This is a genomic window from Gordonia sp. UCD-TK1, assembly GCF_001691435.1.
In the GTDB taxonomy this organism is placed as follows: Bacteria; Actinomycetota; Actinomycetes; order Mycobacteriales; family Mycobacteriaceae; genus Gordonia; species Gordonia hongkongensis.
Genome location: NZ_LZMP01000018.1, coordinates 39,410 through 63,508, shown reverse-complemented (window position 1 = coordinate 63,508; position 24,099 = coordinate 39,410). Strand labels below are relative to the sequence as shown.

Sequence of the window (24,099 nt, the reverse complement as noted above, 5' to 3'; positions counted from 1 at the left end):
GCGACGTCGAAGGGGACGGTGGACTGAGGTCATGGATGCCATCACCACTCCCCCTCGACCGTCGAACGAACCCGTCCACAGCTATGCCCCCGGCTCGCCCGAGCGCGCGCGCATCGTCGACGAGCTGGCGCGACAGTCGCATGCCGGCCGCCGCGAGTTCCCCCACATCATCGGTGGCCACCTGAGCCTCGGCGCGGGCGAGGAGATGGACGTCGTCCAGCCCCACGCACACCGCGAGGTACTCGGCTTCATCACCAATGCCACCCACGACGACGCCCGCGCCGCGGTGGACGCCGCCCGCGCCGCCGCCGCCGACTGGGCTCACACGAGCTTCGACGACCGCGCGGCCGTGATCCTGCGCGCCGCCGAGCTGCTGGCCGGGCCGTGGCGCGAGCGGATCGCGGCGGCGACGATGCTCGGCCAGTCGAAGTCGGTGCAGCAGGCCGAGATCGACGCCCCATGCGAGCTCGTCGACTTCTGGCGGTTCAACGTGGCCTTCGCGCGTGAGATCCTCGCCGAGCAACCGGAGTCGTCGCCCGGGGTGTGGAACCGGCTCGACCACCGTCCACTGGACGGGTTCGTCTACGCCGTGACCCCGTTCAACTTCACCGCCATCGCCGCCAATCTGCCCACCGCCCCCGTGTTGATGGGCAACACCGTCGTCTGGAAGCCCTCCCCCACCCAGGCATACTCGGCGCAGTTGACGATGGCGCTGCTCGAGGCCGCCGGATTGCCGCCCGGGGTGATCAATCTCGTCCACGGCGACGGTGCCGCGGTCTCGGATGTCGTTCTCGCCGATGAGGATCTGGCCGGAATCCATTTCACCGGGTCGACGAGGACGTTCCGTCATCTGTGGCGTGAGGTCGGTGCCAACATCGAGCACTACCGGAACTACCCACGCCTCGTCGGCGAGACCGGTGGCAAGGACTTCATCGTCGCGCACGCCTCGGCCGAACCTCATGCGTTGCGAACGGCGTTGACGCGCGGCGCTTTCGAGTATCAGGGACAGAAGTGTTCGGCGGCGTCCCGCGCGTATGTTGCCAGGTCGGTGTGGGAGCGGATGGGTGACGAGTTCCTCGGCGAGGCCGACGAACTCGCCTATGGCGACGTCCGAGATCTGACGAACTTCGGTGGTGCGGTGATCGATCGACGCGCGTTCGACAAGCAGGTCGCGGCCATCGACCGGGCCAAGTCGTCGGCGTCGCTGACCGTCGCGGTCGGCGGCGTCTGCGATGACACCGAGGGGTACTTCGTCCGACCCACGGTACTGGTGTCCGACGACCCGACCGACGAGGCGTTCGCCACGGAGTACTTCGGTCCGATCCTCGCGGTTCACGTCTACGACGACGCCGACTACGAGAACATTCTCGGCCTGGTCGACTCGACGGCGCAGTACGCACTCACGGGGTCGGTCATGGCGACCGATGTCGCCGCGGTGGCCCTTGCCTCCGACCGGCTGCGGAACGCGGCGGGCAACTTCTACGTCAATGACAAGCCGACCGGCGCCGTGGTCGGGCAGCAACCCTTCGGCGGCGGCCGGGCGTCGGGAACCAACGACAAAGCCGGGTCGAAGCAGAACCTGATGCGCTGGACCTCGACGCGCACGATCAAGGAGACCTTCTCACCGCCCACCACCTCGTCGTATCCGCACATGGTCGCCGACTGGACGGCGCTGTGATGGGGTCCGTGTTCGACACCGTGCTGCGGCCCGCGATCGTCGCGGCATCGCGCAGCGAACGGATCAAGGACTCGTCCCAGCGGTGGCCGGTCACCGGACGAGTGGTCCGCCGATTCGTGCCGGGCGAATCGCTCGACGCCGCCATGGCCGCCGTCGGGGCCGAACTCGCCGATGGACTCTCCGTCTCGGTCGACTTCCTGGGCGAGGACACCCTCGACGAATCCCAGGCGGACGCCACGGTGACCGCGTATCTGGCTCTGCTCGAGTCTCTGTCTGGACGCCGTCCGGCACCTGCCGGGTCGTTGGAGGTGTCGCTGAAGCTGACCGCGCTCGGTCTCGCACTGCCGGAGCACGGCGCGAAGATCGCCGAGGAGAACGCGCGCACGATCGTCGAAACGGCCGATGGCCTGGACGTCGTGGTCACCGTGGACGCCGAGGATCACACCACCGTCGACCAGCGGCTGGCGATCGTGCGGTCGTTGCGCTCCGAGTTCCCGGAGACCGGGACCGTGCTGCAGGCCTGCCTGCGCCGCACCGAGGACGACTGCGCCGAATTCGCGGCGTCGGGCGCCCGAATCCGGTTGTGTAAAGGCGCTTATGCCGAACCGCCCGCGGTCGCGTTCACCGACCGCCGCCAGGTCGACGACAGCTATCTGCGGTGCCTCCGGGTACTGATGAAGGGCTCCGGTTATCCGATGGTCGCCAGCCACGACCCCACGATGATCGACGCCGCGAGAATCCTCGCCGACGAATTCGGTCGCGCGCCGGACAGCTGGGAACACCAGATGCTGTACGGAATACGGGCCGACGAGCAGCGCCGGTTGGCAGCCGCGGGCGCACGCGTCCGGGTCTACATCCCCTACGGCGAGCAGTGGTACGGCTACCTCGTCCGACGCCTGGCCGAACGTCCGGCGAACCTGGGGTTCTTTCTGCGCGCACTGGCCGGGTGAGGCCCCCAACCCGTCGACTGTGCGGCAGTGGGCCACTGCTTCCTGTTCCGAACCGCTGGATCTGCGGTTGCCGGAGTGCGGAAAGCCGCCCCGCGGGTCGAGCAGGCAACTATTGAGAGCGGTGGGCCGACGACCGCCAGACTTCAACTCGACTGCCAGACTTCGATCGAGGTCTGGCAGTCGAGTTGAAGTCTGTCGGTCACAATTCGGGCAGATACGCGAGACAGTCCCGCCGGCTGAGGTCCAGTGCGCTCCTTGGCAGCACCACACCGCCGGCGCGCGACGAAACTCAGCCCGAATCCCCTCGGACTGCCTCGATCGAATATTGGCCAGGATCCGAGATCATGCGTGACTGAAGTGCGACCACTGTCGACGATTGCTGCACAGTCAACGCGAATCGACGCACAGTCAACGAAAAACACTGCACAGCGGACGAATTCGCGCGTCTCGCGCCTGTGGAAAACCCTCGAAATCGAACGAATGTTCCTGTACCTTGGAGTCATGCCAGAGCTCACCACGCTCCTCGATCAGCTCATCGAAACCACCCCACCCACCGACGACCCCACGGGCAGAGCAACATTCGACGCCCTCGACACGTGGCGCCTGATCCGCAACCTTGCCGATCATCAGATCGTCGCGCACGCAGCACAACTCGATGACCTCGGCGTCGCACAGAAAACCGGCAGCACCACCAAGAAGCTGCTGATCGAGTCGGGCCACGCCCCGGCCGCCGCTCTTCGCACCATGCGAAGTGTCGACGCCCTACCCAACCTGCCCGCTGTGGCGCGTCACGCCGCCGATGGGCGACTATCCGGCGAGATCGTCGATGCCATCGTGCGAGGCATGAATGAAATCGAGAAGCGCTGTGGCGACGCTTTTTCCGAGGATAAACGTTCTCGCTATGAGATCGAACTGATTGCCCAAGCGCTCTCGGGTGCGACGCCGACAGACGTGCGCAAGCACGCGCGGGCCATCGGCAACACATTGGTGGATGACACCGAGGCCGGCCTCGCCGCCGCCGACGACACATCGCTGAACGCGGTCAACGCCCACACCACCGACGACGGCCGCGTCGAAGTCCGCGCCGACCTCACCCAGGTCGTGGGCGAGAAGTTCCTGACGATGATCGACGAACGGTCCTGCCCACGACCCGAACCCGACGGCGCCGAAGATCGACGCACCGCCGAGCAACGCCGCGCCGACGCCTTCGAGTTGATCCTCGACCAAGCCGCGATCGGCGCTACCGTCGATACCGTTGGTTCCCCGCGCACTCAATTGATGCTGACGATCCCCGCGACCGGAGACCTCGCAACGCTGCCGTGGACCGGATCGGTCAGCCATGCCACCGCGAAACAGGTGTCGTGCGACGGCTCGCTCACGGAGATAATCCTCGATAGCGAGGGCGTACCACTACAGATGGGTCACACCCGCCGGTTGTATCCGTCACACTTACGCAAAGCGATCATCGTCCGCGACGCCTGCTGCGTCAAATGTGGTGCACCGCCGTCCCATACGCAGGTGCATCACATCAGGCTGTGGGCCGACGGCGGACCCACCGACCTCGACAACGGCTGCCTGCTCTGCCAGCGCTGCCACACACAGGTCCACCACCACGGGTGGGACATCGTGATGGGTTTCGACCGCCACCCCTGGCTCGTACCGCCCGTGTCGATCGATCCGCAACGCCGACCGCTACCCGCCTACAACCGCCGCACCATGCGACTCGACGACGCCGCCTGACCGGCCGTCCGACACACACTTTCGCGCAGCACCTTCCGCACCCGGGCCACACCCGGGACCGCATCCGTCCCTTGACAACTCCACAGTGACATTGCTGGTGTTCATCAGTAGGTATCGCTCAGCGATACCTACTGTTGAACACGAGCACGTTGCGTTACCGGCTCGACTGTCAAGGGCACCGTCCGCCAGACAGCGGCCAACAGCAGGGGGCCGGTGTGCCCGCTCACGGTCCGTCCCGGGTCAGGCGGCCGCCATTTGCAAACGGGGAGACAAACTGCTGAGCCACTTCGGAGTTCGCCACCCATCACCTCGCCCCCCGGGTCAAGGGGTAACGGTTACATCGGCTGCGCCCGCCGCACCTGGTCGGCGGCGCGGGCGGCGTCGAGTTCGACGTCGGTGCGCAAGACCGCGGGACCGACGCTCAGCGTCCCCGACGTCAGCGGTTGCGTCCGAAGTCCACCACGTCCGATCAGGGCTTTGCGCACCCCGTCCCCGGCAACGGTGTCCATCCACGAACACGGATGAGCAGGGCGTCCGCCGCGGAACCGGATCGGACCCGACCCGGTGTCCAGCTCGAACTCGCGTCCCCGCAACGGATCGAGCTCGACACCACGCACGACGACGTTGCGGCGGGCCAGAACCGGATCGGCGTCAGCCGCCGCCGCCATCCATGCTTCGAGCGCCAGAAACGTCATGGCCGCCTCGGTGTGGGCCCGGATTCCGTAGAAGCGATCACCACGAATCCCCTTGTCGGCGACGATCTCCACCGAGTCTGGGGTGCGGGTCTCGACCTCGTCGGCCGGGCCGTCCTTCGGCCTACCGAAGTAGGCGTGCTTCGGTGAGACGACGAATGTGACTATGTCGCAGTGGTATTCGAACTCCATCAGACGCGTTCAGTATCCGGAGAACGAGTCGGTGTGGACACGCCACGGCCGGGACCGCGTCGAACCGTCGAGGCGGCGGACCGCCGCCGACGTCCGTTCGACGAACGCAGGCGTACCTGACACGTAGTAGTGTGCGCCCGCAGCGCTGGGACCGATGAGTTCGGCGAGCCGGGCGGGATCGTCGATCCCGTCGGCGAGTTCCGGCGCCTCGACGGTCGCAATGCGCGCGTTCGCGGCCCGGGCGCGCTCCAGGTCATCGGCGTACACGGCACGCCCCTGATCTCGCAGCACGTGCGCGATGGTCAGGCCGGAGAGATCGTGGCCCGACTGCACCAGCTCCCGCACCATCGACACGAACGGAGTGATCCCGATCCCGGAGGCGATCAACACCACCGATCCGGTCGCCGGAAACGACCGCGGCAGCACGAAGTCCCCACCGATCTCGTCGACGTAGACCCGGCGTACGCTGCCGTCGACCAGCGCTGCCTTGTAGGTCGACAGCGCCGCGGCGACGGTGAAGCCGAACTCCACCGGTTGCTGCCGGGGCGCGGACACGAACGAGAAGACCCGCCGCGAACCCGACCACACCGGCGCCGACCACCGCGGCACACTGACACTCGACCACTGCCCCGCCCGGAACACCGCTGCGCCACCGACCGGTTCACCGCGCACCACGTAGGTTCGGTCGGCCACCGGGACGGTGACGACGTCGAGCGGCACCCGGCGCGCAGTGCCCGACACCAGTCGGACGAGGAACGCGTACAGGCATCCGACGAGCAACGCCACCTCGGGCACGAACGCCAACGTGTACGCGTCGGTGATCGCAATCGTGTACTGGCAGTGCATGAGCACACCGACCAACGCCGCATACACCAGTCGGTGCAGCTCGGTGGCCGGCGACGTCAGCGGCTCGGGCAGCATGATCGCCGCCACGAACAGCATCGGACTCGACACCACCCATGTGGACAGATCCTGGCCGCCGCGTACCAGTTCGACGACCCCGATCGTGACAAGGGAGGCGCCGATGAACACCAGGGCCAGTCGCCACTCGCGGATCAACGTCACGACCACCGCACCGATCACGACCATCGGGACGAACAGCGGATCGGCGGCCACCCACCAGAACGGGAAGCTGATGCCCTCGACACCGGCGTATGCCAGCGCGTAACAACCGACCGCACCCGCGACCGCGGGATTGACGATCAGCCGACGACGCCATGCGAGAACATATTTCGACGCCGCGGCGATGGCGGCGCCCACCGCGACGGTGGCGACGGCGGTGTCCTCCGAGCCGCCGGGCAGGACGAAGAACAGGATCAGTCCCGTGATCAGCCACGAATCCGAGTTCGGCGGCACCCGCAGCACGCCGGCGCAGACGTAGCTCACGACCCCGCTGAACCCGACCGCGACGACCAGCCACACCGCCAATTCATCCGGACCGTAACCGAAGTCGGCATCGGTCGCCGAAACGACGAAAGCGACTGCGGACAGCACCACCAGCCCGCAGAGCACCGCCCGATACGGGGTCAGGTGCCGCCGGGCCGCGTCGATCGGCGAGAGCAGCTGCGGCAGAAGCGTTGTCACAGGAACAACTCCAATCCGGGGATGGCGGTGTGTTCGACACTCCCGTTGCGTCGGATGGTCACGTGATGAAAGCCCTCACGGTGATGGTCGAAATCGCCGCGCAGGAACGCCGCGGGCGTGAAGAACAGCGCCGTCGCCAAGCCGTCGGCCTCCATCGCCGACGGCGCGATCACCCAGGTCGCCAGCACCTCCCGCGCGGGCGAGGCGGTACGCGGATCGACGATGTGGTGCCAGTCGGCCCACACCCGCCGATTGCTCGCCGAGGCGCAGATCGCGCCGCCGGCAACGGACACGACGCCGATCGCCTTCGTCGTGTCCAGCGGATGCTCCAGCGCCACCCGCAGTCCGCGGGAACGCGGCGATATCACCATGTCCCCACCTGCGTCGACCACGAAGTCGTCGACGTGGCCGCCGACGATCTCCGCCACCCGGTCGACCGCGAATCCCTTTCCGGCCGCACCCACGTCGAGCAGAGCCGGTTCGCGAATCTCCAGCGCACCGACGTGCTCACCGATCACCGCCTCCCAGGCCGGCGCCGTCGGCACCGGCGCCGACGCGCGGAGCGTGTACGCCGCGTCGTAACCGGCCTCGGCGAGCGTGCGCCCCACCAACGGCGACACCGCGCCGCCGGTGAGGCCGTACAGACGGCGGTACCAGTCGACCAGCGGTTGGTCGGAGTCGGCGATCGGGTATCGCCCCGCCTCTCTGGCCATCTGCGCGACCGTCGAATCGTCCCGGAACCGTGACCAGGCCCGGTCGATCCGGTCGATCTCGGTGTTCACCGCGTCGACGACATCGGCGGGAAGTGGTTCCGTGGTGCTGATCGACCACCGGGTGCCGATCGCATCGAACGCCCAGTGGTGCGCGGTGCCGACGGAGGTCAGGCCTGCGCCTCCTGTTTGATCTGTTCGATCGCCTCGTTGAAACCGCCGGAGGTGAGCGACGAGCCGGACACCTTGTCGACCTCGATCTCGTCGATGTTCTTGCCCACCACGACGTCGGAGATGCCGCCGGCGAACTTGCCCTGGTACTCGAGCGACGGGCCCTTGGTCTGACTGGTGTCCACCGACACGGCGGTGATGACCGAGTTCGACAACGTGACGGTGACCCCGACGCTCTGCGGACCACCCGGCGAGATGTACTCACCGCGGGCCGTGTACTCGCCGTCCTCGTACTCGCCGGAGCCCGCGTCGGCGGCCTCGGTGGCAGCGGAGCTGCCCGTCGCGGCGCCGGTCGTCGTGCCGGTGGCCGAGTCGTTTGACCCGGAGTCCTCGGACGAGCATGCGCCAGCCACGAGTCCGACCACCGCCATCGCCGCGACCACCCCGCCGGTGCGGGCGAGGACGGACGATCCCCGCGGGCTACGGGACGGGCGCGAAGAACGGGGGTCGGGCTCGGCGAACGTGCTCGGGTCGAGGGTCTCGGTTGGCTCTGGGGTGTGCGTCATGCACCAATTGTGCCGATTGCGCGGCCATTGGTCCCGGCGACGGCCGCGGCGCCTTCCCAACGGTCTCAGCGTCCCGCGGCTGCGACCCTCGCCTGGATGGCGTCGACGAAGACGGTGCGGATGTCGGCCGCGTTCTCCGCGACGTAGGTGGTGCCACCCGTGGCCTCGGCGATCTGCTTCAACGCATCGGAGTCGGCGTCGTCGGAGATACCGATCGTCAGCACCAGCACCGGTCGTGCCGGATCCTCCAGGCGCTTCAGTTCGGCGAGCAGATTCTCGAGCGTGATGCTGTCGGGGTCCTCGTTCTGACCGTCGGTCATGATGATGACGCTGTTGGAGTAGTTCGGGTCGTAGGTGTCCTGCACCTTCTTGAATGCCGCGAGGGTCGTGTCGTAGAGACCCGTCCCGCCCCCGAGATCCGACAACCCCTCTTCGACGGCCCGGCCGAGCGCGTCCCGATGCGTACCGCTGCCCGAGCGGGCATCGAGGCGGCGGATCGGGGCGAGCTCCTCCCAGTCCTGTCCGGGCCCGCCCTTGTTCACGCTGAACGCCCAGCCGCCGATCATCGTGTTGTTGGGGAAGAGCTTGAGTCCGGTCTGAGAGGCGTCGATGAGCAGGCCCGCCCGGGTGGTGCCGCCGGCCGGTGTCTCCATCGAGCCGGAGGTGTCCTGGACGATCAGCGAGCGGATCGGCACACCCAGTACCTGCCACTGCCGCAATGCCTTGTCGACGGACGACGGGTCGCGCAGCTCCAGTTCCTTGACCGGCTGACCGACGCCGTTTCCGTCGGCGTCGCGGTATCCCGAGTCGGCCAGCGCTGCGCGCCCGGCATCGGTGTTCAGCGCGGTGACGAGGGCCGCCCCGGCGTCGGCGGCCGCCTGCTGGCGCGCCGCAGGAGCCGTGTTGACCAGCGGATAGTCGAGCATGACCGTGCCCGCCGCGGGGATCGTCGACGTCAACTGCGAACCCTGGTGCGTGCGCATGAACAGATCGAACTGTTGCTCGGTGGTGACCACCGGGACGCCCGAGGTGTTGGCGAGGTTCAGACGTGTGCCCTCGTTGTCGTTGGCCAGGCGCGCATTGTTCTGCTGGATGGCGAGGATGGTCATCGCCTCGGTGAAGTCCTCGTCGGCGAGCTCGCCGGAGTCGACCGCGGCGAGAGCGCCGATGATCGGGGCGTCGCCCGTGCTGGTGTCCACCGGGCTGCCGGTTCGCAGATCAGGCAACTTCATGACCTCGACCCAGGTGCCCAGCTCGGGTACGTCGGTGCCGGCGACGACGGTCGGGGTCGACGCGATCGACGGCGACACCATATCGAGGTCACGACGCACCTGGGTCGTCACCCGGCGGGCCTGCACCTGCGAGTCCGCGACCCAGAGGTCCGGAGCCGCTGCACCCTGGGTGAGCAGGCCGGGCACATCCGCACCCGCGGCCGTCTGCACGTCGTAGTCGAAACACGAGTCCGCGGACGCCTGCCGCGCCACCTCGCGCAGCGGACCGGTCATCGCCGAGTCCGACGCGACGGCGACCCGGGTCCGGTCCCCGCAGCCACCCGCACCCGTCTGCCAGATGATGACGCCGGTGACCAGGGCTACGACGACCAGCAGGACCGCACCCGCCCACAGCCATCCCCCGCGGCGGCCCCCATCGGTGTTGCGGTGCTCGAAGCCGAAGTCGTCATCGCTTCCCGACCGGGCATCGTTCGACCTGCCTCTGTCCGATGAAGTCTGGGCGCGTGGCGGAACCGCCCCACCCGACCGGTCGTTCCCGTTCCACTCGTTTCCGGCGCGATCGGCGCCGGAGCTGTGACGCCCCATTGTTCTTTTCCCGTTCCCCTCGTACGGCGGCGGTCTGCAGACCCGCCTCTCGCGTGGTCGCCGCACGACGCATCGACGCATCGGCGGTCGCGGCCCGCGTGTTCACGCGTGGCTCAGCCGAACACCTCGCGGAATTTCAGCAGCGACTTACGCAGATCCCCCGACACCGCCATGGCCGCGGTCTTACCCACGGGCCCGATCAGCGGCAGCCCACCCAGATCAACAGTGAAGGTTACTTCCGATCCGCTGGAAGTGGGAGCGATGCCCAGATCCAGCTTCGCCTTGACCCCGCCTTTGCCGTTGCCCCTGAGGCGGACGTGCGAGACCGGCTCGAACTTCTCGACCACCCAGTCGAAGCGGACGCGGGTGCCTTTGACCCGCACGATCGAGGAGACCTCGGTGCCCTTGCGAAGGTCGGCGGACGCTGGGATCGGGCTGCGCCACGTCTCGTGGATCACCAGCCATTCGCTGTACCGCGAGAGATCCGATGCCGCGGCCCAGGTATCTTCCGGTGACAGATCAACGCCGATGGAGTCACTCGTCTTCGCCATGACCCAAGAGAGTAGTGCCCCCGCCTCCGCCGCCGAACAGGCACGTTCGCTGCTGGGCTCGCGGGTGACCGGGCACGGGGTGACGATCCGGCTGACCGAGGTCGAGGCGTACGCCGGTCCCGACGACCCGGCGTCGCATGCCTACACCCGAACCGCCCGCTCGGAGATCATGTACGGGCCCCCGGGACGGTTGTACGTCTATCGCATCCACGGCCACCATTGCGCGAACGTCGTCGTCGCCGGGCCGGGACCCGCTGCGGCGGTGTTGCTGCGCGCGGGCGCGGTGGTCGACGGCGTCGACCTCGCACGCGCCCGGCGCGGTGCGACGCGCTCGGGGCCGGTCCCCGACGCCAAGCTCGCCAGCGGGCCGGGCAACCTGTGCCGCGCCCTCGGGATCACGATGGCCGACCTCGACACCGATCTCGCCGACCCGTCGACCCCGGTCACCCTCGACCCCGGTGCACCGCTTCCGGGGGAACGCGTCGTCGCGGGGCCTCGGGTCGGGGTCCGCCGCGCTGCCGACCTGGCGTGGCGGTTCTGGATCGACGCCGATCCCACGGTGTCGGCGTATCGCCGACATCCGCGGGCGCAGCTCTGAGAACTACTCGGACTACCGCTGCGGGTGCTGCGGCTGCTGGGGGTTCTGCGGCCGGGGATTCTGGGGCTGCGGGCTCTGCTGACCCGGTAGCGGCTCCCCGGGGTTGGTGGGATTGGTCGGCGGAGTCTGTCCCGGGTTTCCCTGTCCCGGCGCGCCGACGGCCTTGCGCACGGCATCCTGCGCCTTGTCCACCTGACCCGAGTACTTGTTCTTGGTGACCTTGTCGATGGCGTCGCCGCCCTTCTCGATCAGGCTCGGATTCTTCTGCAGCGTGGCCCTGGCCCTGTTGACGAGTCCCTTGAGATCCATGACGTCTCCTCTGATCGACGTGCCGGACACCTTCCGGCCACTTGCCGCAGATTCTATCGGTCGGACGTGAGCACCCCGCTGACCTGCGCTTCGTCCCCGTGCTGATCGTTGTCATGCATGGCGACCCATCGGGGCGCCACCCGCGAGACGACCTCGACACACGCGATGCCGACCGCCGCCGAGAGCAGGGCCACCGTGTTCATCCCCCAGTTCGACGAGTCGAGCCGGAACAGATCCTGGGTGAACGGCCACGCGAAGATCAGCACGTATGCGGCAGCGGAGACCGCGAGGAGCACCGCCTTCCACCAGTTGTACGGGCGGGCGACCACGGCGAGCACGTAGACCGCGACCGCGATCAGCGTCATCAGCGCCGCGGTGGCGGCCTGGGTCTGCGCCGGCGAGAGGTCGACCGCATCCCCGCCGACCTCGACCCCGGCGCCGCCGGGGTTGACGATCACGTAGGTCACGAAGGTGCACAGGCCGACGATGATGCCGTTGGGCACGGCGCTGAGCAGCACCCGCCGTACGAAACCACGCCGGGCCCGCTCGTTGTTGGGGGCCAGCGACAGCACGAACGCCGGGATGCCGATGGTGAACCACGCCGAGATGGTCACGTGGATCGGCTGGAACGGATAGCTGAGCGGGTCGGACCCGAACAGCGCGCCGAGGAGTCCGCCGACGCCGACGAACAGCGCGAGCAACACCGCATACACGGTCTTGGTGAGGAACAGGTTGGAGACGCGTTCGATGTTGCCGATCACACGCCGACCTTCGCCCACCACATACGGCAGGGTCGCGAACTTGTTGTCCAGCAACACGATCTGGGCCACCGACCGGGCGGCGGAGCTGCCCGAGCCCATCGCCACGCCGATGTCGGCGTCCTTGAGCGCGAGGACGTCGTTGACTCCGTCGCCGGTCATCGCGACGGTGTTGTCCCGCGATTGCAGCGCCTTCACCATGGCCCGCTTCTGATCCGGCCGGACCCGCCCGAACGTGACGCCCCGTTCGACGACGTCGGCGAGTTCGCCCGTCTCCGAGGGCAACTCGCGCGCGTCGACCGAGGACGCGGCCGATCCGAGCCCCAGCGACGCGGCGACCGCCCCCACCGACCGGGCGTTGTCTCCGGAGATGACCTTCACCGCGACATGCTGCTGGTCGAAGTACTCGATCGTGCCGCGCGCATCGGGCCGGACCCGTTGTTCGAGCACCACGAGTGCGACCGGGAAGACGGTCCCCGGTGCGACCTGACCTGACGCGGGCTCGGTGTCGACGGGGACGTCGGTGCACGCCAGCAGCAGGACACGGAGTCCGGCGGCGCCGATGTCGGAAGCAAGACGGGCCGTCTCGCCCTGCGGGTCGAGCAGGACGTCGGGCGCACCGATGAGCCAGTGCCCGTCGTCGATCCCGGCGGTCGGGCCGGCCCCGCTCCCGCGGAACGACATCCCGCTCCACTTGGTGGCCGAGGTGAACGGTTTGATGGCCGTCACCGCCCAGTCGGGCGCGACCGGATGCGCCTCGGCGACCGCGATCATGCTGGCGTTGGGCCGCGGATCGTGTGCGGCGAGCGCGGCCAGCACCTGTCCCGCGGTCTCGGCGGGCACCGTTCCGAGGGAACGCACCTCGGCCAGCCGCATCCCGTTCTCGGTCAGGGTGCCGGTCTTGTCCGCACAGACCACATTGACGCGCGCGAGCCCTTCGATGGCCGGGAGTTCGTTCACCAGACACTGCCGCTGACCCAGCCGCACCACACCCACCGCGAAGGCGATCGAGGTCATCAGGACGAGCCCCTCGGGCACCATCGGCACCAGCGCGGCGACCATGCCGAGCAGGGACCGCCGCAACCCGTTGTCGCTGACGAAGAGTTGGTTGACGATGGTCAGGACGCCGGCGGGGATCAGCAACCAGGTGATCACCCGCAGGATCTGGTCGATGCCGGAGCGCAACTCGGAGGAGACCAGCGTGAACTTCGACGCCTCGGCCGCGAGCTGGGCCGCGTAGGCATCGGCGCCGACCTTGGTGGCGCGGTACGCGCCACCGCCGGCGACCACGAAGCTGCCCGACAGCACCGCGTCTCCCGGGTCCTTGTCGATGGGGTCGGCCTCGCCGGTGAGCAGTGACTCGTCGACGTCGAGGGCGATGGCCTCGACGACCTCGCCGTCGACGACGATCTGATCGCCGGCACCGATCTCGATGATGTCGTCGAGCACCACCTCGTCCGGCGGTACCTCGGTGACCTCGCCGTCGCGCCGGACTCGGGGTCGGGTCTGGCCGACGATCGCGAGCTTGTCGAGCGTCCGCTTGGCCCGGACCTCCTGGATGATGCCGATCCCGGAATTGGCGATGATCAGCAGTCCGAACAGGCCGTTGATGAGTGATCCGGTGAACACCACGATCGCGAACAGCACCCCGAGAATCGCGTTGATCCGGGTGAAGACATTCGCGCGGACGATGTCGGCCACACTGCGGCCGGACCGGTCGGGCAGCGCGTTGACCTGGCCGGCCGCGACCCGCTGCGCCACCTCGGCCGCGGTCAGGCCGGCGTCCGCGATCTCCGTCGGCGAGCTCACGTCGAAGCCTCCCACCAATTGGGTTGTGCCACACCGCTACCGGTCCGCGTTGTCAGGTCGATCGAACCGCCCGGTTGCGGCACCAGGATCGTCGGCTTGTCCGGCCCGGCGTCCGCCTGTAACCGCGCGATGGGCTCCCCCCAGGGATGGCGCGCGAGATTGAACGTGCCCCAGTGGATCGGGATGAACACCGAGTCGGATCCGGTACCGGGCGAGACCATCCGGTGGATCGACAGGGCCTCCTCGGGGTTCACGTGGATGTCCGGCCACATCACGTCGTAGGCGCCGACGGCGATGAGGGTGAGGTCGAACGGGCCGAGTCGGTCGCCGACATCGGCGAAGCGCTCGCTGTGTCCGGTGTCCCCGGAGAAGAAGACCTTGTGATCCCGTCCGGTGATCGCCCAGCTGCCCCACTGGGTGAGGTTCCGCTCCAGCCACCGGCCCGAGAAGTGTCGCGCCGGACCGCAGGTGAACCGCAGCTCGCCCGCGCCGGTCGGCACCACCACCTCATCCCACCAATCCGCCTGCCGGATGCGATCTTCCGCGATCCCCCAGGAGGCCAGATGCGCGCCGACCCCGATCGTCGTGACGAACACCGCGTCGGGCTGGGTGTCGGCGATCGTGACGACGGTGTCCATGTCGAGATGGTCGTAGTGGTCGTGACTGATCAGGACGACGTCGAGTGGCGGCAACTGTGACGGCGCCAGTGGGGCGGAGTGCATGCGTCCGGGCCCGACGAGTTGGCTGGGCGAGCAGCGGCGGCTGAGGACCGGATCGGTGATGACCCGCGCGCCGTCGATGTCGACGACGGCGGTGGCGTGGCCGAGCCAGGTGACGGCGAGGTCGCCGGGGGCCTCGAAGCGTGGGACCGTCACCATGACCGGTCGGCGCGGCCGGCCGGGCCGCCGGGCCATGTCGGTGAGGACCTGCAGGCTCGGATCGGCGATCGACGGGGGTTCCGGGTTGACGAAGGCGCCGTTCCGCAGATGCGGGCTCCGCCGCACGTGCGGCGCTATCTGGTCGCGGGAGGCGCCCAGCGCGCGGGCGGGACCGAGTCCCTCGGCGGCGAGCCGCGCCACGACGGCGTCGGCCACCGCCACTCCCGCCGAACCCGCACGCGCGAGGACGTCGCGGCGCAGGTCGTTGGTGCCTTTTCTACCGGTCGTGGAGGTCACGTTCACACAGTAGTGCGTTCGGTGGCGTCACCCCGGGCAGACGGCGGTCGCGCCGCGCGGTGCACGCCTCCCGAGTGTCCCCGGTGTGATCTGCGATTTCTTCCGGGTGAACGGCATTGTGCGCCTCACCGGCACTGATAGGCTGCGGCGATATTATCCACCCGAGCATGCGCCGGCGCATGTGGTCAGGAAGATACCGCAGTGGCACGGATGTCCGTCGACCAACGTCGAAGCGCGCTTCTCGAATCGGCGTACCGTGTGATCGCCGACCATGGGGTCGAGGGCGCGACCACGCGTCGCATCTGCGCCCACGCCGGCATGCCGCTCGCAAGTTTCCACTATGCCTTCGAGAGTCGCACCGCACTGTTGTGCGCGGTCATGGAGACGGCGGTCCCCACCGACATCGAGCGCATGCTGCACGCGGTGCTGCCCGCCGCCGACTACGGACCCGAGCCGGGCGTGGAGACGATGCGGTCGAGCATGGTGAGCCAGTTCCACGCGTTCTACGACCTGCTCAAAGCCGATCCCGGCCGGATGCAGGCGACCATCGCGCTCGGCATCTATGCGCACAATCACCCGGAGCTGCAGCAGGTCGGCAAGCACATGTACGAGCAGCTCTACCGGGTGGCCTCGGCCGGGCTGCGGTCGATGGCCGACCTGACGCCCATGGAGTGGACCACGCCGGTCGAGGACCTCGGTCCGCTGATCATCGCGGCGACGAACTCGATCACCCTCGTCTACCTCAGCACCGCCGACGACAAGGTCGTCGACGCGATCATCCGCTCGATCACCGATCAGCTCATGACCCATGTCAGCTTCGGGTGAGGCGCCCGACGCGGCACCGGTGACGCCGACGCCCGCGCCGTGGCTGAGTGATCCCGAATCCTATTGGGCGGCAATTGATCAAGCGGTCGCCGATGCGGGACTCGACGCACCGGTCCTCGCGCTCGACCGGGCCGCCCTGGAGCACAACGTCGCCGATCTCACCCGTCGGTCGGCGGGTGTCCCGATCCGCCTGGCCACGAAATCCGTCCGTGTCCGCTCGGTCATCGACGACATCACCGCGCGCGCCGGTTTCGCGGGGGTGCTCGCCTACGACGTGGCCGAGGCACACTGGCTCGCCACGACCTCGGGGATCGACGACGTGCTGATGGGATACCCCAGTGTGCGGCGGGATGCGCTGGCGGCCTTGGCCGCCGACGAGGTCGCGATCCGTCGGGTGAGCGTGCTCGTCGATTCCGTCGACCAACTCGACCTCATCGACGCCGTCGTGCCTCCGTCCGCCCGGCCGCCGATCCGCGTCGCGATCGACCTCGACGCGTCGTACCGTCTACTGGGCGGGCGGGTGCACATCGGGGTTCGCCGCTCGCCGGTGCACTCCCGTCGTGACGCACTCGAGCTGGCACGGATCATCGTGGCACGGCCCGGCTTCGATCTCGTCGGGGTCATGTCCTACGAGGCACAGGTGGCCGGGGTGGCCGATGCGGCGCCCGGTAAGGCGTTGGCCAACCGGGCCATTCGCGCGATGCAACGACGTTCGATGGCCGAGTTGCGCCGTCGCCGCGGCAAGGTGATCGATGACGTGCGCCGGATCGCCGACCTGGAGTTCGTCAACGGAGGCGGCACCGGTTCCCTCGAGGAGACCGCGCGCGACCGCTCGGTCACCGACATCGCCGCGGGCAGCGGCCTGTTCGGCGGCCACCTGTTCGACGGGTACGCGCGGTTCCGTCCCGCCCCCGCGCTGTCCTTCGGTCTCGACGTCGTCCGCCGCCCGGCGCCCGGCGTCGTGACCTGCGCGGGCGGCGGTTGGATCGCGTCCGGCCCGCCCGCTGCCGACCGGTTGCCCACACCCGTGTGGCCGCACGGACTCACCTACGTCGGTACCGAGGCCGCCGGCGAGGTGCAGACCCCGCTGCGAGGTGCGGTCGCGGACGAGATCGACGTCGGGAGTCGGGTGTGGTTCCGGCACACCAAGTCCGGCGAGGTGTGCGAACGAGCGCGCGAGGTCGCGATCATCGGCCGCGACGACGCCGGGCACGCGGTGGTCGATGAGGTCGTACCGACCTACCGAGGAGAGGGCAGGTGCTTCCTGTGAGCAGGACCGCTGAGCGTTCGGCGCCCGGCTGGCGCAACTGGGGCGGCACCGCGGCCTGCACGCCGAACCGGGTGCGGCACCCGGCGAGTGCCGCCGAGATCGCCGACATCGTCCGGGAGACGGCCGCGCGCGGCGGCACGGTGAAGACCGTCGGCGCGGGACACAGCTTCTCCCCCATCGCCGTGGCCGACGACGTGCAACTCGACCTGTCGCGCCTGCGTGGTCTGGTCGCGGTCGACGGCCATCGAGTGACCGTGCGCGCCGGCACGCACCTGCACGAGATCCCGGGGATCCTGGCACCTTTCGGACTCGCGATGACCAATCTCGGCGACGTCGATCGTCAGACGATCGCCGGCGCCACCTCGACCGGAACCCACGGCACCGGGCTCGCCTTCGGCGGCATCAGCACCCAGATCGTCGGCGCGACCATCGTCACCGGCTCCGGCGAGATCGTCACCGTGACCGCCGACGACGCCGACATGCAGGCCGTCGCACTCGGCCTCGGCGCGCTCGGGGTCGTTGTGGAACTGACCATCGACTGTGTCGACGAGTTCCGGCTGCACGCGGTCGAGGGTCCCGAGACGGCCGATGCGGCGATCGCCGCCTTCCACGAGCGCGTCGCGACCACCGACCACCACGAGTTCTACCTGTTCCCGCACACCAATTGCGCTCTGGTGAAGACGAACACGCGGGTCGGTCCCGACGCCCCGGTCACCGGGCCGTCGCGCGTCAAGCGCTACATCGACGACGAACTGTTGAGCAACAAGGCCCTTCGTCTGCTGTGCGAGATCGGTGCGCGCGCGCCGCGATTGGTGCCGACGATCAACGGGGTCACCGGTCGCGCGCTCTCCGCACGAGAGTTCACCGACTCCTCCACCGGGGTCTTCGTCTCCGACCGCGACGTCCGGTTCCGCGAGATGGAGTACGCCGTCGACCTCGAGGCCGTGCCGGAGGCGCTGCGCGAGATCCGCGCCCTCCTCGACCGGCGCGACCACCTCGTCAGCTTCCCCATCGAGGTCCGCGCCGCCGCGGCCGACGACCTCATGCTCTCCACCGCCTCCGGACGCACCAGCGGTTACATCGCCGTACACCGTTATCACCGCGACGATCCCGCCGACTCCGATGCCTACTTCGCCGACGTCGAAGCCATCCTCACCGGTCTCGGCGGCCGGCCCCACTGGGGCAAGATGCACACCCGAGACGCCGAGTATCTACGCGGCGTCTATCCACGGTTCGACGAATTCCGTTCCGTCCGGGACCGATACGACCCGTCCCGCGTGTTCGCCAACGACTACGTGCGGCGGGTGCTGGGCGACTAGCGCCCGGCTTCAGCACTCCACCACGCTGAGCGGCACGTGGACGGCCAGCCCACCCGTCGCCGTCTCCTTGTACTTGGCGTTCATGTCGCGGCCGGTCGATTTCATCGTGGCGATCACCTGGTCGAGACTCACGTAGTGAGTGCCGTTGCCGCGCAGAGCCATCCGTGCGGCGTTGATCGCCTTACCGGCCGAGATGGCGTTGCGTTCGATACACGGGATCTGCACGAGACCGCCGATCGGGTCGCAGGTCAGCCCGAGACTGTGTTCCATCGCGATCTCGGCGGCGTTCTCCACCTGCGCGGGCGCTCCGCCCAGGATCTCGGCCAGTGCACCGGCGGCCATCGCCGCCGCGGAACCCACCTCGCCCTGGCAACCCACGTCGGCACCCGAGATCGACGCCCCCGATTTGATGAGCCCGCCGATCGCACCCGCGGCCAACAGGAACCGGACGGTCACGTCGTCGGGATTCGCCCGCCCGGCAGGCGTGTACCGGCGGGCATAGTGCAGAACGGCGGGGACGATCCCGGCGGCCCCGTTGGTGGGTGCGGTCACCACTCGTCCACCGGCGGCGTTCTCCTCGTTCACCGCAAGGGCGACCAGGTTGACCCAGTCCTCGGCGTGGGCCATCGACCGCAACGGGTCCTCGGCCATCAGGTCGTCGCGCCACTGCTTGGCCCTACGACGGACGCGCAGGCCGCCGGGCAGCTCACCGTCGGTGGTGCCACCGTGCCGGACGCAGGACTCCATCACCGACCAGATGCGCAACAACCCGGCGCGCACATCTTCGGTCGTCCGGGTGGCTGATTCATTCATCAGCACGACGTCGGAGATCGAGGCGTCGACGTCCGCACATACTGCCAGCAACTCCGCCGCCGAGCCGTAGCCGAATGGTACGTCCGTACCGACCGACGGATTGTCGGACTCGTCGTCGGTCACGACGAAACCGCCGCCGACCGAGTAATACCATTCAGCAGGCAGTCGCGCACCGCCCCGGGTGGATGCCCGCAGTTCCATCGCGTTCGGGTGCCGCGGACGGATGACCCGCGGATGGCAACCGATGTCGTTCGCGCTGAACGGCAACTCGACCAGCCCGCCGAGTCGAATTCGCCCGGTGCGTTCCATGTCGGCGATCCGCGCCGCCTTCGTCTCGGAGCTGATGCTCTCGGGCTCGTGGCCCTCCAGACCCAGCAGCACCGCGGTCAGCGTGCCGTGTCCCGCTCCGGTGGCGGCCAGTGATCCGTAGAGGTCGACCTCGAGACGCGTCACCTCGAGGAGGTCTCCCGTCCGCGCAAGGCCGGCCACGAATCGATGGGCGGCACGCATCGGCCCGACGGTGTGCGAACTCGACGGTCCGACGCCGACGGAGAACAGTTCGAAGACGCTGACGGTCATGATGCGACCCCTGTCGGGTAGAGCGGCCGAGCCTGGCTCGCGACGGTCCCTCGACGCCTGTGTGGCTCGTGGAGAAACGGTCGCACGTCCCGCTTGACACCGCAAGACCCGAGACGCACACTTGTTGCATAGCATGCGCGTCGTTGCGTATGACGCAACACATCAACACTCCCCCAGCTTGGCCCGGCCGAATCCACGTGCCGTCCGACTGTCTCGAGATCGACTGCAATGCAGTTGATCTCGATGTAACCGCCATCCCGACAGATCCGTCACCGACCGTGCAGAGAGGCCCGCACTGCTGATGACTGCACCATTCGTCGCGCATGCCGCCACCAGGGCACCGGAAACCGGCACCCGCGCTCTGATCGCCGACCGCCGCGCAGGCGAGAGCCTGCCGGCGGAGTTCTATGTGAGCCGGGAGTTCTTCGACCTCGATGTCGACGAGATCTTCTCTCGGTCATGGATTTTCGTGGCCACCGAAGCCGAGATCACCGATCCCGGTGACTATGTCACCATCACCTTCTCGACCCGGTCGGTCATCGTCGTCCGAGACGACGACGGCCGGGTCCGGGCCCACCACAACGTGTGTCGGCATCGAGGGGCCCGCCTGCTCACCGAGCCCAGCGGATCGACCGGGACCCTGGTGTGCACCTACCACTCGTGGACCTACGGGATGGACGGGCGCCTCGAGTTCGCCGATGACCRGGCGCCCGGCTTCGACAAGTCCTGCTACTCGCTGCGCTCGGTACATGTCCGCACGATCGGCGGCCTGGTGTTCATCTGCCTGGCCGACGACCCGCCGGCCGACATCGACGAGGTCGCCGCCGTCGTCGAGCCCTATCTGACGCCGCACCGTCTCGCCGAGGCCAAGGTGGCCAAACAGGTCGACATCGTCGAAGACGGCAACTGGAAACTGACGATGGAGAACAACCGCGAGTGCTACCACTGCGGTGGCCATCCGGAACTCCTCAACGTGTTCTTCCCGACCTGGGGATACAGCGACACCGACGCCATCCCCAGCCGGTTGGCGCCGGCGTTCGACCGGTTCCACCGCGCCACCGCGGAACAGACCGAGATCTGGGACCGGCATGGCCTACCCCACACCCGGGTCGTAGAACTCGACACGCGCGCAACAGGGTTCCACATCGAGCGCGACGCACTCGACCTCGCCGGCGAGTCGTTCACCCTCGACGGCTCCGCGGCCTGCGGCCGCCTCCTCACCGACATCCCCGACGCGCGACTCGGCCGGCTGTCGATGCACCTGCAGCCCAACATGTGGCTGCACGTGACGAGCGACCACGCCGTGCTCTTCGCGGTCATCCCGGTCTCCGCCGATCAGACCCTRGTGCGCACCACCTGGCTCGTCCATCGTGACGCCGTGGAGGGCGTCGACTATGACCTCGACCAGCTCACCGGGGTCTGGGAGAAGACGAATCAGCAGGACGCCGACCTCGTTGCGCTCGCGCACAGCGGCATCAGCGATCCCGCTTACGTTCCCGGCCCTTACAGTACGTCGGAGATCCAGGTCGAGGCCTTCGTCAACTGGTATGTCACGATGCTGCGCCGCCGACTCGACATCCCGGCCGCCGACGGCCCTTTCGACGCGGCGGGAGCCTGAGAGCGACCATGGCCGACAACATCTTCCTCCAGTGCGTGTCCCGCACCGACACCACCCGGGACATGGCGACGTTCACCTTCCGGGTCGCGGGCGGGTCGCCGTCGCGCTCCGCTGCCGGGGATCCGGCCGGCGACCCGGACGACCACCGGACCTTCGTCTTCGCCCCCGGTCAGTTCCTGGCGATGACCGTGGAGATCGACGGCCGGCCCGTCCAGCGCTGCTACAGCATCTCCTCACCCCCGACCCGGCCGGGGGGCCTGTCGATCTCGGTGAAGCGCGTGACCGGGGGCCATGTCTCGAACTGGTTGCACGACAACATGGTCGAAGGCATGATGATCACCGCCTCCGGACCGCTGGGTCGATTCACCTACACCGCTCGTCCGGCCGAGAAGTACCTGTTCGTCTCGGCCGGGAGTGGCATCACGCCGGTGATGTCCATGCTCCGATCGGTCACCGACAGCGAGTCCCCGCTCGACATCGCCTTCGTGCACAGTGCGCGCAATGTCGACGACATCCCATTCCGGGACGAACTCGAGGAACTCGCCCGTCGGCATCCGAACGTGACACTGGCGTTCGCGGCGACGCGCATGGCCGCCGGCGACTTCCCCGACTGGACCGGACACCGCGGGCGCATCGACCGCGCGATGCTCGAACGGGTCTGCCCCGACCTCGGTGACCGCGAGGTGTTTCTCTGCGGCCCCGGGCGTTTTCGCAGCGAGGTGCGCGGCGCACTGGTGTCGGCCGGCTCGGCTCTCGCTCGGATCCACGAGGAGAGCTTCGGGTTCAGCCTGCCCACCGATGACGAGTCGGAGTCCGACACCGGCGTGGTCGTCGCTTTCTCCCGACGCGCCCGGCGGGTCACCGTGGGTCCCGGCACCACGATCCTCGCCGCCGCCGCCAAAGCGGGCGTCACCCTGCCATCGACGTGTGGTGTGGGCCTGTGCGGTTCCTGCAAGGTCCGCAAGGTCTCCGGCGACGTGGTCATGAACCACCAGGGCGGTATCCGCCCACGAGAGATCGCGCAGGGCAAGATCCTGCTCTGCTGCGCCGAACCCCTGTCCCCGGTCGTGATCGATTTCTGAGGGAGACTCGACGATGACAAGCCAGAAGACACCGCGTCCCGCGGGCCTGGCGCCCCCGGGCGCCCACCTCCCCCACCACCCCGAGTTCCTCTGGCGCGCACCCGAACCCAAGTCCTCCTACGATGTCGTCATCGTCGGCGGCGGCGGCCACGGTCTCGCCACGGCACACTACCTCGCCCGGGTCCACGGCATCACCGATGTCGCCGTCCTGGAACGGGGTTGGCTGGCCGGCGGCAACATGGCGCGCAACACCACCCTGATCCGATCCAACTATCTCTGGGACGAGAGCGCCGGGATCTACGAGCACTCGCTGAAGCTGTGGGAGGGTCTCGAGGACGAGCTCGGATACCCCATCCTCTTCAGTCAGCGCGGCGTACTCAACCTCGCCCACACCGAACAGGATGTGCGCGACAGCATCCGGCGGGTGGAGGCCAATCGGCTGAACGGCATCGATGCCGAATGGCTGGATCCCAAGCAGGTCGCGGAGGTGTGCCCGATCGTCAACACCTCCTCCGACATCCGTTATCCGGTGCTGGGCGCGACCTTTCAACCCCGTGGCGGCATCGCCAAACACGACTACGTCGCCTGGGGTTTCGCTCGCAGCGCCAGCGATGCGGGCGTCGACATCATCCAGAACTGCGAGGTCACCGGGTTCGTCACCGACGGCGACCGGGTGGTCGGCGTCGAGACCACCCGCGGCCGCATCGCTGCGGGCACCGTCGCGCTGTGCGCCGCCGGACACACCTCGACGCTCACCGACCAGCTCGGTTTCCGGGTTCCGATCCAGAGTCATCCGCTGCAGGCCCTGGTGTCCGAACTCCTCGAGCCCATCCACCCGACCGTGGTGATGTCGAACGCGGTGCATGTCTACGTGTCCCAGGCCCACAAGGGTGAGCTGGTGATGGGCGCCGGGGTCGACTCCTACAACGGATACGGGCAGCGCGGCGCCTTCCACATCATCGAGCGTCAGATGGCTGCCGCGGTGGAGCTGTTCCCGGTGTTCGGGCGGGCCCGCCTCCTGCGGACATGGGGCGGGATCGTCGACGTCACCCCCGACGCCTCACCCATCGTCGGTGCCACCCCGTACGAGAACCTCTACCTCAACTGTGGTTGGGGCACCGGCGGATTCAAGGCGACCCCGGGCGTCGGTTGGGCGCTGGCGCACACGATCGCCACCGGCAGCCCGCACGCCGTCAACGCACCGTTCACCCTCGACCGGTTCGTCACCGGCCGCCTCATCGACGAGCACGGCGCGGCCGCCGTCGCCCACTGAACCAGCCACCGCCGAGGACA

20 protein-coding genes are annotated in these 24,099 nt (G+C 68.4%); 10 read left to right on the top strand and 10 right to left on the bottom strand.

What is annotated here, in order from left to right; genetic code table 11:
* Positions 1-31 precede the first annotated feature (31 nt).
* The 3 genes from pruA to A9310_RS11955 all read left to right on the top strand — a co-directional run bounded on the left by pruA (position 32) and on the right by A9310_RS11955 (position 4,368).
* Positions 32-1,678 carry an L-glutamate gamma-semialdehyde dehydrogenase gene (gene pruA / locus A9310_RS11965; RefSeq protein ID WP_065630799.1) on the top strand — a complete coding sequence of 549 codons (1,647 nt, stop codon included), beginning with the start codon at positions 32-34 and terminating at the stop codon, positions 1,676-1,678.
* Complete coding sequence (locus A9310_RS11960) at positions 1,678-2,628, top strand: proline dehydrogenase family protein (protein WP_065630798.1); 951 nt, start codon at positions 1,678-1,680, stop codon at positions 2,626-2,628. Before pruA ends, A9310_RS11960 begins: the two co-directional genes overlap by 1 nt.
* Before the next feature lie 480 nt (positions 2,629-3,108).
* Positions 3,109-4,368 carry an HNH endonuclease signature motif containing protein gene (locus A9310_RS11955; protein WP_065630797.1) on the top strand — a complete coding sequence of 420 codons (1,260 nt, stop codon included), beginning with the start codon at positions 3,109-3,111 and terminating at the stop codon, positions 4,366-4,368.
* Between the two features lie 335 nt (positions 4,369-4,703).
* Here A9310_RS11955 and A9310_RS11950 read toward each other — a convergent pair whose 3' ends face one another.
* The 6 genes from A9310_RS11950 to A9310_RS11925 form a co-directional block, all read right to left on the bottom strand.
* Positions 4,704-5,252 (bottom strand): molybdenum cofactor biosysynthesis protein, encoded by a 549-nt coding sequence (locus A9310_RS11950; protein WP_065630796.1) that lies wholly within the window; start codon positions 5,250-5,252, stop codon positions 4,704-4,706.
* A gap of 9 nt (positions 5,253-5,261) precedes the next feature.
* Complete coding sequence (locus A9310_RS11945; RefSeq protein ID WP_065630795.1) at positions 5,262-6,836, bottom strand: FAD-dependent oxidoreductase; 1,575 nt, start codon at positions 6,834-6,836, stop codon at positions 5,262-5,264.
* Positions 6,833-7,678, bottom strand: a complete 846-nt coding sequence (locus tag A9310_RS11940) for an FAD:protein FMN transferase (protein ID WP_083207353.1) — start codon at positions 7,676-7,678, stop codon at positions 6,833-6,835. Before A9310_RS11940 ends, A9310_RS11945 begins: the two co-directional genes overlap by 4 nt.
* A 38-nt stretch (positions 7,679-7,716) precedes the next feature.
* Complete coding sequence (locus tag A9310_RS11935) at positions 7,717-8,283, bottom strand: FMN-binding protein (RefSeq protein ID WP_065630794.1); 567 nt, start codon at positions 8,281-8,283, stop codon at positions 7,717-7,719.
* A 65-nt stretch (positions 8,284-8,348) separates the two neighbouring features.
* Positions 8,349-10,100, bottom strand: coding sequence for a substrate-binding domain-containing protein (locus A9310_RS11930; RefSeq protein WP_065630793.1), 1,752 nt, complete (start codon positions 10,098-10,100; stop codon positions 8,349-8,351).
* Between the two features lie 113 nt (positions 10,101-10,213).
* Positions 10,214-10,651, bottom strand: coding sequence for an SRPBCC family protein (locus A9310_RS11925; RefSeq protein WP_065630820.1), 438 nt, complete (start codon positions 10,649-10,651; stop codon positions 10,214-10,216).
* Here A9310_RS11925 and A9310_RS11920 point away from each other — a divergent pair.
* Positions 10,629-11,249: a DNA-3-methyladenine glycosylase gene (locus tag A9310_RS11920; RefSeq protein ID WP_065630821.1), complete on the top strand. Its 621-nt coding sequence runs from the start codon at positions 10,629-10,631 to the stop codon at positions 11,247-11,249. The two genes, A9310_RS11925 and A9310_RS11920, sit on opposite strands and share 23 nt — an antisense overlap.
* A 12-nt stretch (positions 11,250-11,261) precedes the next feature.
* Here the strand turns inward: A9310_RS11920 and A9310_RS11915 are convergent, their stop codons facing one another.
* The 3 genes from A9310_RS11915 to A9310_RS11905 are packed head-to-tail and all read right to left on the bottom strand — an operon-like array spanning position 11,262 to position 15,306.
* Positions 11,262-11,558: an antitoxin gene (locus tag A9310_RS11915; RefSeq protein ID WP_065630792.1), complete on the bottom strand. Its 297-nt coding sequence runs from the start codon at positions 11,556-11,558 to the stop codon at positions 11,262-11,264.
* 53 nt (positions 11,559-11,611) lie between these two features.
* A complete protein-coding gene (locus A9310_RS11910; RefSeq protein ID WP_065630791.1) occupies positions 11,612-14,125 on the bottom strand; it encodes an HAD-IC family P-type ATPase in 2,514 nt (837 codons plus the stop codon).
* Positions 14,122-15,306, bottom strand: coding sequence for an MBL fold metallo-hydrolase (locus A9310_RS11905; protein WP_065630790.1), 1,185 nt, complete (start codon positions 15,304-15,306; stop codon positions 14,122-14,124). The genes A9310_RS11910 and A9310_RS11905 overlap by 4 nt, the downstream gene beginning before the upstream one ends.
* A gap of 195 nt (positions 15,307-15,501) precedes the next feature.
* On the opposite strand from A9310_RS11905, the gene A9310_RS11900 reads away from it, so the two are divergent.
* Genes A9310_RS11900 through A9310_RS11890 form a run of 3 tightly spaced genes read left to right on the top strand, consistent with a single transcriptional unit; the run spans position 15,502 to position 18,714 of the window.
* Positions 15,502-16,125, top strand: coding sequence for a TetR/AcrR family transcriptional regulator (locus tag A9310_RS11900; protein ID WP_065630789.1), 624 nt, complete (start codon positions 15,502-15,504; stop codon positions 16,123-16,125).
* Entirely contained in the window at positions 16,109-17,395 is a 1,287-nt protein-coding gene (locus A9310_RS11895) for an alanine racemase (RefSeq protein WP_083207352.1), read from the top strand. The genes A9310_RS11900 and A9310_RS11895 overlap by 17 nt, the downstream gene beginning before the upstream one ends.
* A complete protein-coding gene (locus A9310_RS11890; protein ID WP_065630788.1) occupies positions 17,383-18,714 on the top strand; it encodes a D-arabinono-1,4-lactone oxidase in 1,332 nt (443 codons plus the stop codon). Before A9310_RS11895 ends, A9310_RS11890 begins: the two co-directional genes overlap by 13 nt.
* A 9-nt stretch (positions 18,715-18,723) precedes the next feature.
* On the opposite strand, the gene A9310_RS11885 is transcribed toward A9310_RS11890, so the two are convergent.
* Positions 18,724-20,106 (bottom strand): L-serine ammonia-lyase, encoded by a 1,383-nt coding sequence (locus tag A9310_RS11885; RefSeq protein WP_065630787.1) that lies wholly within the window; start codon positions 20,104-20,106, stop codon positions 18,724-18,726.
* A 301-nt stretch (positions 20,107-20,407) separates the two neighbouring features.
* On the opposite strand from A9310_RS11885, the gene A9310_RS11880 reads away from it, so the two are divergent.
* The 3 genes from A9310_RS11880 to A9310_RS11870 are packed head-to-tail and all read left to right on the top strand — an operon-like array spanning position 20,408 to position 24,079.
* Positions 20,408-21,724 carry an aromatic ring-hydroxylating dioxygenase subunit alpha gene (locus tag A9310_RS11880; RefSeq protein ID WP_065630786.1) on the top strand — a complete coding sequence of 439 codons (1,317 nt, stop codon included), beginning with the start codon at positions 20,408-20,410 and terminating at the stop codon, positions 21,722-21,724.
* Positions 21,725-21,732: 8 nt separating this feature from the next.
* Positions 21,733-22,806 carry a hybrid-cluster NAD(P)-dependent oxidoreductase gene (locus tag A9310_RS11875; protein WP_065630785.1) on the top strand — a complete coding sequence of 358 codons (1,074 nt, stop codon included), beginning with the start codon at positions 21,733-21,735 and terminating at the stop codon, positions 22,804-22,806.
* Positions 22,807-22,819: 13 nt separating this feature from the next.
* Positions 22,820-24,079: a sarcosine oxidase subunit beta family protein gene (locus A9310_RS11870; protein WP_065630784.1), complete on the top strand. Its 1,260-nt coding sequence runs from the start codon at positions 22,820-22,822 to the stop codon at positions 24,077-24,079.
* Positions 24,080-24,099 lie beyond the last annotated feature (20 nt).

Bases quoted from the DNA above. Each gene is read 5' to 3' on its own strand.
- pruA (WP_065630799.1), top strand. From the start codon at position 32: ATGGATGCCATCACCACTCCCCCTCGACCGTCGAACGAACCCGTCCAC.
- A9310_RS11960 (WP_065630798.1), top strand. From the start codon at position 1,678: ATGGGGTCCGTGTTCGACACCGTGCTGCGGCCCGCGATCGTCGCGGCA.
- A9310_RS11955 (WP_065630797.1), top strand. From the start codon at position 3,109: ATGTTCCTGTACCTTGGAGTCATGCCAGAGCTCACCACGCTCCTCGAT.
- A9310_RS11950 (WP_065630796.1), bottom strand. From the start codon at position 5,252: ATGGAGTTCGAATACCACTGCGACATAGTCACATTCGTCGTCTCACCG.
- A9310_RS11935 (WP_065630794.1), bottom strand. From the start codon at position 8,283: ATGACGCACACCCCAGAGCCAACCGAGACCCTCGACCCGAGCACGTTC.
- A9310_RS11930 (WP_065630793.1), bottom strand. From the start codon at position 10,100: ATGGGGCGTCACAGCTCCGGCGCCGATCGCGCCGGAAACGAGTGGAAC.
- A9310_RS11920 (WP_065630821.1), top strand. From the start codon at position 10,629: ATGGAGTCACTCGTCTTCGCCATGACCCAAGAGAGTAGTGCCCCCGCC.
- A9310_RS11925 (WP_065630820.1), bottom strand. From the start codon at position 10,651: ATGGCGAAGACGAGTGACTCCATCGGCGTTGATCTGTCACCGGAAGAT.
- A9310_RS11915 (WP_065630792.1), bottom strand. From the start codon at position 11,558: ATGGATCTCAAGGGACTCGTCAACAGGGCCAGGGCCACGCTGCAGAAG.
- A9310_RS11895 (WP_083207352.1), top strand. From the start codon at position 16,109: ATGTCAGCTTCGGGTGAGGCGCCCGACGCGGCACCGGTGACGCCGACG.
- A9310_RS11885 (WP_065630787.1), bottom strand. From the start codon at position 20,106: ATGACCGTCAGCGTCTTCGAACTGTTCTCCGTCGGCGTCGGACCGTCG.
- A9310_RS11875 (WP_065630785.1), top strand. From the start codon at position 21,733: ATGGCCGACAACATCTTCCTCCAGTGCGTGTCCCGCACCGACACCACC.
- A9310_RS11870 (WP_065630784.1), top strand. From the start codon at position 22,820: ATGACAAGCCAGAAGACACCGCGTCCCGCGGGCCTGGCGCCCCCGGGC.